Here is a 12,264-nt window from a genome sequence, read left to right on the forward strand (position 1 = left end):
ACCTAAGTCACCCTTAAATCAATTCTATGAATTAAACCATGTACATGCCGCCATTTACGTGCAGTGTTTCGCCCGTAATGTATGCCGCTTCCGGAGAAGCCAAAAATACCACCGCTGATGCGATTTCTTTTGGATCACCTAGACGTCCAGCTGGTACCGCTGATAGTGTTGCAGCTCGTTGGTCATCATTCAAGGCTTTTGTCATATCTGTTTCAATAAAACCTGGTGCAACAGTATTTACTGTTACGCCACGTGAAGCAACTTCACGAGCCATAGACTTAGTAAAACCAATTACGCCTGCTTTTGCAGCTGCATAGTTAGTTTGACCAGCGTTACCCATTGTACCAACAACAGAACCAACGTTAATGATACGACCGTTACGTTTCTTCATCATGCCACGAAGAACCGCTTTTGATAAACGGAAAATAGACGTTAAGTTAGTATCCATGATATCTGTCCACTCATCGTCTTTCATACGCATAAGTAGGTTATCACGAGTAATACCCGCATTGTTTACCAAGATATCAATCGCACCAAACTCATCGTTAATGCTTTTTAGTACAGACTCAATCGACTCTACATCAGTTACATTTAAAGCAAGACCTTTACCGTTCTCACCTAGGTATTCACTGATTGCTGCAGCACCACCTTCAGACGTCGCTGTACCAATCACTGTTGCGCCACGAGATACAAGTAGTTCAGCGATTGAACGACCAATACCACGGCTTGCACCAGTAACTAAGGCAATTTTGCCTTCTAGATTCATCATTTTATTTTCCCTTTAATTACTTAGCAGCTTCAAGTGAAGCAGCATCATTTACCGCTGCTGCGCTAAGTGATTTAACGATGCGTTTCGTTAGACCAGTTAATACTTTACCTGGACCAACTTCGTATAACGTTTCAACACCTTGTTCAGCCATGTTTTCAACAACTTCAGTCCAACGAACTGGGCCGTATAGTTGACGAACTAGTGCGTCTTTAATTTTTGCAGGATCAGTTTCTGCAATAACATCAACATTATTAATTACAGGTAATGCTGGTGTGTTGAATTCAATACTTTCTAATGCAACAGCCAATTTATCTGCTGCTGGTTTCATTAGTGCACAGTGTGAAGGTACTGATACTGGTAAAGGAAGTGCACGTTTTGCACCCGCTTCTTTACATAATACGCCTGCACGTTCAACTGCATCTTTGTTACCAGCGATAACTACTTGGCCTGGAGAGTTAAAGTTTACAGGAGAAACCACTTCACCTTGCGCCGCGTCTTCACATGCTTTAGCAATTGAGTCGTTATCTAAACCAATAATTGCATACATAGCACCAATACCTGCAGGAACCGCTTCTTGCATTAATTGGCCACGCAATTCTACTAATTTAATCGCTTCTTTAAAGTCAATGACACCCGCACAAACAAGCGCTGAATATTCACCAAGGCTATGACCAGCCAATACTGATGGTTGAGCCAAACCTTGTTCTTGCCATACACGCCATAATGCAACAGATGTTGCTAACAATGCAGGCTGCGTACGGAAAGTTTGATTTAAATCTTCTGCTGGTCCATTTTGAACTAAAGACCATAAGTCATAACCTAACGCGTCAGATGCTTCTGCAAATGTTTGAGTTACCACTTCGTGTTGCTCACCTAATTCAGCAAGCATGCCAACAGCTTGAGAGCCTTGGCCTGGAAAAACGATAGCAAAATTGCTCATGAATATTATTTCCTTTAAATAAGCTTATTTAAGAGGGTCAACCACACGTAGGGTTAACCTCTAAATTTAAAACTTAACCAGAGCCGAGCCCCAAGTAAACCCACCACCAAATGCTTCAAGTAGTAAAGTTTGACCTCGTTGAATTCGGCCATCACGTACCGCTTCATCTAACGCTGTAGGAACAGTCGCAGCTGAAGTGTTACCGTGGCGGTCTAGAGTTACAACAACTTGATCCATCGACATTGATAGTTTCTTTGCTGTCGCTTTAATAATTCGTAAGTTAGCTTGATGAGGAACCAACCAATCAAGTTCAGATTTATCCATCTGATTTTCTTGAAGTGTTTCTTTAACCAAGTTAGACAGTTGAGTTACTGCTACTTTAAATACTTCATTACCAGCCATATATAGCCACTTGTCTGCTTCTTCATTCTTACGAGAAGGAACAGGTAATGAAAGTAATTCACCAAACTTACCATCAGCATGTAAATGTGTTGAGATAATGCCAGGCTCTTCACTTTGTCCTAAGACAACAGCGCCTGCACCATCACCAAATAAAATGATAGTTGAGCGGTCTTCTGGATCACAAGTATGAGAAACAGCATCAGAACCAATAACAAGTACGTTCTTTGCCATGCCTGTTTTAATGTGTTGGTCTGCAACACTTAATGCATAAACAAAACCTGAACATGCTGCTGATAAATCAAATGCAGGACAGCCTTGAATACCTAATAAACCTTGAACTTCACACGCTGCAGATGGAAATGAGTACGTAGGTGTACTTGTTGCCAAAATAATAAGATCAATATCGTTCTTATCAATACCAGCCATTTCAATTGCATTTACAGAAGCAAGGTGAGCCATTGTAGCTACCGATTCATCTTCACCAGCAATGCGACGTTCACTAATACCAGTTCGAGCTAAGATCCACTCATCACTAGTATCGACCATTTTTTCTAAATCCGCATTTGAGCGAATTTGTGCTGGTAAATAGCTACCAGTACCTAAAATTTTGCTATACATGAAGACTAATAATGCCTCTCGAGTAAAACTGCCTCCAAGCGATCACTAATACGGTTAGGTATTTGTCGCTTGACCTCATGAACCGCTTCCTTGATGGCATTGTTAAAGGCAGATACATCTGCGCTTCCATGACTTTTAACAACAATGCCGCGCAATCCTATCAGACTTGCGCCGTTATACTGGTCGGGGTTCAGCCCTTTTAAGCAAGAAATGACATCACCAAAGAGCCATTTCGCTATAAATTGTTTAAATTTTGATGTGATCAGGTGTGATTTTAGTTGATCTAAAAATAAATGCGCTACACCTTCACTTGTTTTCAAGCAAACATTCCCAACAAAGCCATCACACACTACTACATCTGCAATGCCTTGATAAAGCTTATCACCTTCAATATAACCGATAAATTCAATATCTTGGCATTGATTTAACATTTCAGCGCAACGTTTAATCTGATCGTTACCCTTAATCTCTTCTTCACCAATATTTAATAATGCGACTTTAGCTTTACGTTTCAATGTTTGCTCAGCTAATTCTGAACCCATTACCGCGAACTGAAAAAGGGTTTCAGCATCGCACGAAACGTTAGCACCAAGATCTAACATCCAAGTTCTTTGATTATTTTTAGTTGGTAAAGGGCTAATTAGCGCAGGACGTTCGACACCAGGAAGAAGCTTTAATGTAAATCGAGATAATCCCATCAGCGCACCTGTATTGCCGGCACTAATGCACGCATCTGCTTCTTTATTTGCGACCATGTCAATGGCCATTCGCATTGAGCTTCCGCGACTGTGACGTAAGGCTTTTGAAGGTTGTGTGTTATTGCCTATAACGCTCTCGCTATGAACAATAGAAAATCTTGAGTTGGGGATATAATTTAGATGTGTCAGTTGTGTAGAAATCGCGTCACGATCTCCAATAACTGTAATTTTTAGCTCTGGGAATTGTGACAATGCCTGCACGGCGGCAGGCACTGTAACTTGGGGACCGAAATCCCCACCCATCGCATCAATTGCAATGGTTAGCTGCTGCAAAGCGTCAACCTTACTTGTTGATTACCTTGCGGCCACGGTAGTAACCGTCAGCTGTAACGTTGTGACGAAGGTGAGTTTCGCCACTTGTTGCGTCTACAGATACTGCACTTGTAGTTAGTGCATCGTGTGAACGACGCATGCCACGCATTGAACGTGATTTCTTGCTCTTTTGTACGGCCATGGACCCTACTCCTCAATTACTGTTGTTTTAAAGATTTTAAAACATCAAACGGATTCGGTTTCTCTTCCTCTTCAGGAATTTCGCCAAATACCAAATTGTTAGATTTGACCTGACAATCTTCAATGTCATGCATAGCGACTTGCGGCAACGCTAGAATAAACTCGTCAGTTACCAGCTCAACGAGATCGACTTCACCAAACTCATTTAAATCTACAAGCTCATAGTCCTCAGGAACTAAAGCTGCCTTCTCTTCGCTTAAAAAAGGCGTGTAGGTAAATGATACGCTTAGATGATGTTCGAAATTTTCATTACAGCGTTGACATTCCAACAACACATCGACGTCAGCTTTACCAGAGATAACGGCTAGTCGTTGTTCGTCAACTTTAAATGACAAAGTGACTTCAGCATCACTTTTCACATCTACAGTAGATTCAGCTAAACGCTTTAAAATACTAGACTGGATGATTCCATCGTAGTCCATTCTTTTTTGAGCAGTTCGAGCAGCATCAACTGTTCGTGGTAATTTTACCTTTTGCATAGGGCGCGCATCTTATCTTTCTAAAGCCTTCGAGTCAAAGAAAAATGGCACAAATTTATGCTTTTTTTCTTCCCAGTTGCTATTTCAGCAGAGTTATACCAATGTAATTAATTAGATGTTCTATTTATTACACAGGAAAATCACTTAAGAGTAAGGCGAAAAATATTATAAGTAGTTATTCTACAATACTATTTTTTAACGCAGCTATTAAATGATTTAACCAGTAATAACGAGTAGATAATTACTGGAATTGGTATCACTAATAATAAACGAAAAATTTGAGAAGAAGAACCCATTATGCAATCAAAACTCATTCTTGCCTCTACATCCCCATTCCGTAAAGAGATCTTGTCAAAGATCCAACTTGATTTTGATGCAATTTCACCCATTTGTGATGAAACTCCGCTTAAAAATGAATCACCTATTAATTTAGTTACTCGTTTAGCAGAAACAAAAGCAAGTTCATGTGACATTGAAGATCCAAATCATTTGATCATTGGATCCGATCAAGTTTGTGTGATTAACGGAAAAATTATAGGTAAACCACTTACTCGTGAAAAAGCAGTAAAACAACTTGAAGAAGCAAGTGGTCAAAAAATTACATTTTATACGGGTCTTTCCGTATTTAATACTACAACAAAACAAGCAGAAACCATCTGTGAAGAGTTCAATGTTTATTTCAGAAAACTAAGCCGTCAACAAATTAAAAACTATGTTGACAAAGAAGAACCGTTTTATTGTGCGGGAAGCTTTAAGTGTGAAGGTTTAGGCATTGCATTGTTTGAGAAATTAGAAGGGAAAGACCCAAATACACTGATTGGATTACCGTTAATTTCTCTTATCGACATGCTAGATAAACAAGGCCTTAGTGTTTTGTAATTAATAAAAAAGCGATAAGTAACAATCTACTTATCGCTTCTAGCATTTCAATTAATTATATAAACTTACATCGTTAAATTAATTTTTACTGCGTAAGCCTTTTAGTACACGTTCTAGTTTTGCTTCCATTGGTGCACTAATATCCATTAACTCTTCCGTCGCAGGATGAGTGAACTTGATGTTTGCAGCATGCAAAAATAGACGGTCTAAACCAAACTGACCTGTATATGCATCAAATCGACGATCACCATAACGGTCATCCCAACCAATTGGATGCCCCGTATATTGTGTATGAACACGAATTTGGTGTGTACGGCCTGTAATTGGACTTGCTTGAATTAATGTTGCTTGTTCGAATTTCTCAAGCACTTTAAATCGAGTCTCAGATGGTTTTCCGTTTGGATTAACACGAACAATACTATTCACTTCATTTTTTAGTAATGGAGCATTAACAACCTTGCAGCTGTTTTTCCACTGTCCCATCACTAATGCAAAATAATATTTCTGTACCGTTTTATTTCTAAACTGCTCTTGAAGTCGACGCAGAGCCGAACGTTTTTTCGCAACCAATAAGATACCAGACGTATCACGGTCAATTCGGTGTACTAATTCTAAAAAACGAGCATCAGGTCGCAAAGCTCGTAATGCTTCAATCGCACCAAATTTTAAGCCACTACCACCATGCACTGCTGTACCTGATGGTTTATTCAAAATTAAAACATGGTCATCTTCGTAAATAATACAATGTTCAAGCTCTGCTACTTTACCTAATTTTACATTAGGAAGATCTGGTGCAGTTGATTCCGGCACTTTTACTGGAGGGATACGAACTACGTCCCCTTCTTGCAGTTTATATTCAGGCTTAATACGTTTTTTATTTACGCGCACTTCTCCTTTACGCACGATTCGGTAAATCATACTTTTAGGAACATTTTTTAAGCGGGCAAGAAGAAAATTATCGATTCGTTGCCCTGCAAAATCGTCATCAATATCGACGAATTGCACTTTTGGTTTATCATCATTCATTAGGGCATTCTACTGCTATATTCTCATTTGATGAAATTTTTTTAACTCAGATCTAAATAATGAAGATTGCTGCGATTTCATCTGACTGTTATAGTTGCACTCTGAAATTAGCCCAGATGGCTATTTCTTCACCTTGGTGAGCATAAAAGCACCAACACGAACTAAAAATATACTGCTCAAACGCAGTGATGCAGCAATTGGCGTAAGACATCTGTACTGCTTTGAGTTTTTTTGCTTGTTATGCCTAAACCATTTTTGATGTTTTAACGACCGTGAATTATTGCGGATCAGCACTGTTGATTAATGGTGTTGATGTGGATTGTGCCCTAGAGCATCCCTGAGTTCCAGCCGTGAGGCTGCACATGTAATCAGCCTTGGGATCTGGCACCATTTGAAATGGATTAAGATACACAAGCTCGACAATTTGTAATGAGTATTCACTAATGAAAAGAATGTTGATTAACGCAACCCAAAAGGAAGAGTTGCGCGTCGCATTAGTTGATGGCCAACGCCTTTTCGATCTAGATATCGAAAGTCCTGGTCACGAATCTAAAAAAGCTAATATTTATAAAGGCAAAATCACACGTATCGAACCAAGCTTGGAAGCAGCTTTTGTTGATTACGGCGCTGATCGCCATGGTTTCCTTCCCCTTAAGGAAATCGCAAAAGAATATTTCCCTCAAGGCTACACATATCAAGGTCGTCCAAACATTAAGGACGTTTTGAAAGAAGGCCAAGAAGTTATTGTTCAAGTTGAAAAAGAAGAGCGCGGAAACAAAGGCGCAGCTTTAACAACGTTCATCTCTCTTGCTGGTAGTTACCTTGTTCTTATGCCAAACAACCCTCGTGCTGGCGGTATTTCTCGTCGTATCGAAGGTGAAGAGCGCACTCAATTAAAAGCAGCATTAAGCACATTAGAACTACCTCAAGGTATGGGACTAATTGTACGTACTGCAGGTGTTGGCAAATCAGCTGAAGAACTTGAGTGGGATTTAAATGTTCTACTGAACCACTGGGAAGCGGTTAAACATGCTTCTGAATCAAACCAAGCTCCTTTCCTAATTCACCAAGAAAGTAACGTAATTGTTCGCGCAATTCGTGATTACTTACGTCGTGATATTGGTGAAATCTTAATTGATAGCCCGAAAATCTTTGACCGTGCACGTCAACATATTCAACTTATTCGTCCAGATTTCTTATCTCGCGTTAAGCTGTATGAAGGCGAAGTTCCTCTGTTTAGTCACTACCAAATCGAAAGCCAAATTGAATCGGCATTTGAGCGTGAAGTTCGTCTTCCATCTGGTGGTTCTATCGTTATTGACCCAACAGAAGCACTAACATCAATTGATATCAACTCTGCTCGTGCAACGAAAGGCGGTGATATTGAAGAAACAGCACTAAATACAAACCTTGAAGCTGCTGACGAAATTGCACGTCAATTACGTTTACGTGACTTAGGTGGTTTAGTCGTTATCGACTTTATCGACATGACGCCAGTTCGTCACCAACGTGAAGTTGAAAACCGTATGCGTGAAGCCGTTCGTATGGATCGTGCTCGTGTTCAAATCGGTCGTATTTCTCGCTTCGGTCTTCTAGAAATGTCTCGCCAGCGCTTAAGTCCATCTTTAGCAGAAGCAAGCCACCATATTTGTCCTCGTTGTACGGGTACTGGTGTGGTTCGTGATAACGAATCTCTAGCACTGTCTGTTCTACGTTTAATTGAAGAAGAATCATTAAAAGACAATACAACACAAGTTCTTGCTGTTGTGCCTGTTTCTATTGCTTCTTATTTATTAAATGAAAAACGTCGCTCAGTTCAACACATTGAAAAATTCCATGATGTTCGCGTAATTATTGTTCCTAACTCTGATATGGAAACGCCTCACTTTGAAGTGATCCGTATCCGTGATGGTGAAGAGCAAGAGATGCTGTCTTACCTTCTTCCTAAGAAGCTAGAAGCACTACGTGAAGCTGAATCAAAAGAAGCTCCAGTTGTAAATATTGCTCCTAAGAAACGTGAAGAACCTGTTCTTCAAGGTTTCAGTGCACCAACTCAGGCTGCACCAGTTGCTAAAGCGCAACCAGAGAAAAAAGCAGAAGCAAAAACTGAAGAAAAACCTGGCATTATCAGCCGTTTCTTCAAAGCAATTGCTAACTTCTTCTCAGCTCCTGATGCATCAGAAAAAACTGAAAAGAAAGTTGAAGAAGAGAAACCAGCTCAACCTCAACGTCGTAATCAAAATCGTAATAATGATCGTCGTCGTAATAACGAAAACGGTCGTAATAACCGCAACAACCGTCGTAACGGCAATGATAACCGTAACGAAAATCGTCGTGGTAAAAAACAAGACGATGCGAATGCAACAACAGGTAAGCAAGTTAAAGCAAATGATAACAAGCCAGCTAAACAACCTAAAGTGCGCAAAGAAATTGCAGAACAAGGTCTTAAATTAGCGGCTGATGCACAACAAGCTCCTGCTCAAAATACTGAGAAACAAACTGAAAAACGTGAAAAAACGGCACAAGTTAAACAACGTCGTCAACGTCGTCAGTTACAGAAGAAAGTACGTACAGGTAAAGCGGTTGAAGCTGAAACAGATGCAGTTGTAGTAACAGCGCCAGTAGAAGCACAACAGCCAAATACTGAAGTAAATACAGAGAAAAACACTGAACGTAAAGAAGGCCAACGTCGTAATCGTCGTTCACCTCGTCACCTTCGTGCAAGTGGTCAACGCCGTCGTCGTCGCGATCGTCGCCCTGTAAATCCTTCACGCTTATCGTCTGGTGTTGCATCACCTGAAATGGCAATGGGCAAAGCTTATCCTGATTTCGCGCGTATTCTTGAAATGAAGCAAGCGAAACAACGCCAACAAGAGAAATTCGTAGATAACGAAACTCAAGCGGCTCAAGATAAAGCACCAAAAGTTAAAGTTCAAATCGGTGGCGTTGCTTTCCCTGAAATGGCTATGGGTAAAGTATTACTTCCTTATGTTGAGGCATCTGTTGCTCCAATTAAAGAAGCGGTACAAACTCCTGTTGTTGAAGAAGTGAAAGAGACAACTCCGGCACCAGTTGCAGTTGAAGCAACAGTCACTGAAGCTCCAATCGCTACTCCTGTAGTAGACGTCGTAGCAGAAGCACCTGTTAAACCAGCGGCAGAAGTAAATGAAATTGCTGTAGCAGCTGTAGAAACCGTTGTTGAAGTTGAAGAAGTACAACCTGTTGTTGAAACTAAGGTTGCTCCAAAAACTCAATACAAAGGACATGCTTCTTCTGGTATGACGAAAGCAACAGGGCCAACAGAGATTAAAGAGATCACTGTTACTGCTGCTGAATTCAGAACAGAGCGCTTTGCACCTAAGCAGGCGGGCAGCCAAACAGCCACTTCTCAAGCAAGTGCTGCAATGGCAAAAACGGCAGGTTTATAATTTTTTAGGCAAACACCTTTAAAATAAATAACCAATAAAATTAAGCAAGTTACGTTTCGACGTAACTTGCTTTTTTTATATCTAATTCCGAATAAACATTGAAGTTCATCACGCTTTTCTGTACGATTCGCCGCACACTATGCTTGAAAAACAACCAAAGAAGATATCTAAAAAACATGTTTGAATTTCCAAAATTTTCTAATCATTCTGTAAAGAATGATGTCTTATCAGGTCTAACCGTTGCGCTAGCCTTGGTACCTGAAGCTGTAGCTTTTGCTTTTGTAGCAGGTGTTGACCCAATGGTTGGTCTATATGCAGCATTCATCGTAGGCTTAATTACTTCTCTTATTGGCGGCCGCCCAGGTATGATTTCTGGTGCTACAGGTGCGATGGCAGTTGTAATGGTTAGCTTAGTAGCAGTTCACGGCGTTCAATACCTTTTTGCTGCCATTATGCTCGCCGGTATTCTTCAAATTTCAGCTGGTTTATTTAAGCTTGGTAAGTTCATCCGTATCGTGCCTCACCCAGTAATGATAGGGTTTGTGAACGGCCTTGCTATTGTTATCTTCCTTGCTCAACTTGGTCAATTTAAAGCACCCGATGCATTAGGTAATCTGGATTGGCTTCAAGGCGATCAAATGATGTTAATGCTGGGTCTTGTTGCTGTAACTATGGCTATCATTCATTTCTTACCAAAGTTAACAACTGCAGTTCCATCATCATTGGTTGCTATTATTGTTGTTACAGGCTTAGTGCAAGGTTTAGATTTAGATACTCGTACTGTAGTAGATTTTCTACGTACAATGAGTGGTAATGATACCGCGACACTTGCGGGATCTTTACCAACATTTGCATTACCGGTTGTTCCTCTTTCATTAGAAACACTTTACATCATCTTCCCATATGCGCTTATCTTAGCGGCAATTGGTCTTATCGAATCCCTTCTAACATTAACGGTAATTGATGAGATGACAGGTACTCGTGGTCAATCAAACCGTGAATGTGTTGGTCAAGGTGTAGCAAACATCACTTGTTCTGTGTTTGGCGCTATGGGCGGTTGTGCAATGATTGGTCAATCAATGATTAACGTAAACTCTGGTGGTCGTGGTCGTTTATCTGGCATCGTAGCCGCGGTAATGCTGTTAGTCTTCATCCTATTTGCTTCTTCACTAATTGAGATGATCCCTCTAGCTGCTCTTGTTGGTGTTATGTTCATGGTAGTTATTGGTACATTTGAATGGGCAACATTCAAACTGGCACGTCGTGTACCAAAACAAGACTTCTTCGTGATTGTACTAGTAACGGTAGTAACTGTGTTTACTGACCTTGCGGTAGCTGTGGCAGTAGGTGTGATTGCATCAGCACTTATGTTTGCATGGCAACACGCTAAACATATCTTCTCTACAAACTCTGTAAACGAAGAAGGTTCTAAGGTTTATGAAATTAATGGTCCAATTTTCTTTGGCTCAGCAGCAAACTTCTTAGAGTTATTCGACGTTGAAAATGATCCTCAAGACATCATTATTGACTTCGCAGCATCACGTGTTGTTGACCATTCAGCTATTGAAGCCGTTGATACTATCGCTGAGCGTTACTCTAAAGCAGGTAAAAAAGTACATCTTCGTCACTTAAGCCAAGATTGCCATGCACTTCTAAACAAGGCAGGCAGCTTAATTGAGATCAATGTACAAGAAGACCCTATCTATAAAGTTGTGAGCCAGTAATTAGGCACATAACTCAAATTCATTGATAGACTTTAAAAATCCCGATATGGTTCTCCTATCGGGATTTTTTATATTCACCTTTCTTTTAATGGAATAAAACATGACTGAACAAGATAAAAAAGACGAACGTTATAAACAACGACAAGAAAAAATTAAAAACAACGTTGATAAACGTGTGGCTGAGGCTCAAGAAGAAAAAGGTCTACTCTTAATCATTACAGGAAATGGTAAAGGCAAAACCACAGCAGGTTTTGGTACTGTCGCTAGAGCGGTTGGTCATGGACTTAGTTGCGTAGTCGCGCAATTTATCAAAGGCACTTGGGATTGCGGTGAACGAAACTTATTAGAAATGCATAACGTGCCATTCTATGTAATGAAAACTGGCTTTACTTGGAATACTCAAGATAAAGAATCGGATACAAAAGCAGCTCAAGCCGTATGGACAGAATGTAAAAAAGCGCTCGAAGATGATTCTATCGATTTAGTTTTACTTGATGAAATGACGTATATGGTCACCTATGGCTATATTGATTTGGAAGAATTAAAGATAGCGCTATCTAATCGCCCTAAAATGCAATCTGTCGTAATTACAGGGCGAGCAGCCCATCGTGAGTTAATTGAAATGGCAGATACCGTTTCTGAAGTGCGAAGTGTTAAACATGCATTCGATTCTGGTATTAAAGCATTAAAAGGCATTGATTGGTAATAGCTCAAACAAAAATGGCCTA

Annotated in this window: 11 protein-coding genes; 4 read left to right on the plus strand and 7 right to left on the minus strand. The window is 40.2% G+C overall.

The window, feature by feature from the left end; genetic code table 11:
- Positions 1–31 precede the first annotated feature (31 nt).
- The 6 genes from fabG to yceD form a co-directional block, all read right to left on the minus strand.
- A complete protein-coding gene (gene fabG, locus AVFI_RS09270; RefSeq protein WP_005420124.1) occupies positions 32–766 on the minus strand; it encodes a 3-oxoacyl-ACP reductase FabG in 735 nt (244 codons plus the stop codon).
- A gap of 19 nt (positions 767–785) precedes the next feature.
- Positions 786–1,709, minus strand: a complete 924-nt coding sequence (fabD, locus tag AVFI_RS09275) for an ACP S-malonyltransferase (RefSeq protein WP_017020093.1) — start codon at positions 1,707–1,709, stop codon at positions 786–788.
- Positions 1,710–1,775: 66 nt separating this feature from the next.
- Positions 1,776–2,729: a beta-ketoacyl-ACP synthase III gene (locus tag AVFI_RS09280; protein ID WP_005420128.1), complete on the minus strand. Its 954-nt coding sequence runs from the start codon at positions 2,727–2,729 to the stop codon at positions 1,776–1,778.
- A gap of 5 nt (positions 2,730–2,734) precedes the next feature.
- The gene (plsX, locus tag AVFI_RS09285) at positions 2,735–3,760 is read right to left on the minus strand and encodes a phosphate acyltransferase PlsX (protein WP_005420134.1); all 1,026 of its coding nucleotides are present in this window, start codon (positions 3,758–3,760) and stop codon (positions 2,735–2,737) included.
- A 10-nt stretch (positions 3,761–3,770) separates the two neighbouring features.
- Positions 3,771–3,941 (minus strand): 50S ribosomal protein L32, encoded by a 171-nt coding sequence (gene rpmF / locus AVFI_RS09290; protein ID WP_005420138.1) that lies wholly within the window; start codon positions 3,939–3,941, stop codon positions 3,771–3,773.
- A 16-nt stretch (positions 3,942–3,957) separates the two neighbouring features.
- The gene (gene yceD, locus AVFI_RS09295; protein ID WP_005420140.1) at positions 3,958–4,479 is read right to left on the minus strand and encodes a 23S rRNA accumulation protein YceD; all 522 of its coding nucleotides are present in this window, start codon (positions 4,477–4,479) and stop codon (positions 3,958–3,960) included.
- 297 nt (positions 4,480–4,776) lie between these two features.
- On the opposite strand from yceD, the gene AVFI_RS09300 reads away from it, so the two are divergent.
- Complete coding sequence (locus AVFI_RS09300) at positions 4,777–5,358, plus strand: Maf family protein (protein ID WP_188863429.1); 582 nt, start codon at positions 4,777–4,779, stop codon at positions 5,356–5,358.
- Between the two features lie 78 nt (positions 5,359–5,436).
- Here the strand turns inward: AVFI_RS09300 and rluC are convergent, their stop codons facing one another.
- Positions 5,437–6,384 (minus strand): 23S rRNA pseudouridine(955/2504/2580) synthase RluC, encoded by a 948-nt coding sequence (rluC, locus tag AVFI_RS09305; RefSeq protein ID WP_005420144.1) that lies wholly within the window; start codon positions 6,382–6,384, stop codon positions 5,437–5,439.
- Between the two features lie 443 nt (positions 6,385–6,827).
- On the opposite strand from rluC, the gene rne reads away from it, so the two are divergent.
- From rne to cobO, 3 genes are all read left to right on the plus strand, one after another.
- Complete coding sequence (gene rne / locus AVFI_RS09310) at positions 6,828–9,812, plus strand: ribonuclease E (RefSeq protein WP_188863430.1); 2,985 nt, start codon at positions 6,828–6,830, stop codon at positions 9,810–9,812.
- A gap of 176 nt (positions 9,813–9,988) precedes the next feature.
- Positions 9,989–11,536, plus strand: a complete 1,548-nt coding sequence (locus AVFI_RS09315) for a SulP family inorganic anion transporter (protein WP_017020090.1) — start codon at positions 9,989–9,991, stop codon at positions 11,534–11,536.
- A gap of 100 nt (positions 11,537–11,636) precedes the next feature.
- Positions 11,637–12,242, plus strand: coding sequence for a cob(I)yrinic acid a,c-diamide adenosyltransferase (gene cobO, locus AVFI_RS09320; RefSeq protein ID WP_017020089.1), 606 nt, complete (start codon positions 11,637–11,639; stop codon positions 12,240–12,242).
- The last annotated feature ends 22 nt before the right edge of the window (positions 12,243–12,264 follow it).

The organism is Aliivibrio fischeri ATCC 7744 = JCM 18803 = DSM 507 (genome assembly GCF_023983475.1).
GTDB classification, from domain to species: domain Bacteria; phylum Pseudomonadota; class Gammaproteobacteria; order Enterobacterales; family Vibrionaceae; genus Aliivibrio; species Aliivibrio fischeri.

Excerpts from the sequence above, each read along its gene's own strand:
- fabG (WP_005420124.1), bottom strand. The coding sequence starts at position 766 with ATGAATCTAGAAGGCAAAATTGCCTTAGTTACTGGTGCAAGCCGTGGT.
- fabD (WP_017020093.1), bottom strand. The coding sequence starts at position 1,709 with ATGAGCAATTTTGCTATCGTTTTTCCAGGCCAAGGCTCTCAAGCTGTT.
- AVFI_RS09280 (WP_005420128.1), bottom strand. The coding sequence starts at position 2,729 with ATGTATAGCAAAATTTTAGGTACTGGTAGCTATTTACCAGCACAAATT.
- rpmF (WP_005420138.1), bottom strand. The coding sequence starts at position 3,941 with ATGGCCGTACAAAAGAGCAAGAAATCACGTTCAATGCGTGGCATGCGT.
- yceD (WP_005420140.1), bottom strand. The coding sequence starts at position 4,479 with ATGCAAAAGGTAAAATTACCACGAACAGTTGATGCTGCTCGAACTGCT.
- AVFI_RS09300 (WP_188863429.1), top strand. The coding sequence starts at position 4,777 with ATGCAATCAAAACTCATTCTTGCCTCTACATCCCCATTCCGTAAAGAG.
- rluC (WP_005420144.1), bottom strand. The coding sequence starts at position 6,384 with ATGAATGATGATAAACCAAAAGTGCAATTCGTCGATATTGATGACGAT.
- rne (WP_188863430.1), top strand. The coding sequence starts at position 6,828 with ATGAAAAGAATGTTGATTAACGCAACCCAAAAGGAAGAGTTGCGCGTC.
- AVFI_RS09315 (WP_017020090.1), top strand. The coding sequence starts at position 9,989 with ATGTTTGAATTTCCAAAATTTTCTAATCATTCTGTAAAGAATGATGTC.
- cobO (WP_017020089.1), top strand. The coding sequence starts at position 11,637 with ATGACTGAACAAGATAAAAAAGACGAACGTTATAAACAACGACAAGAA.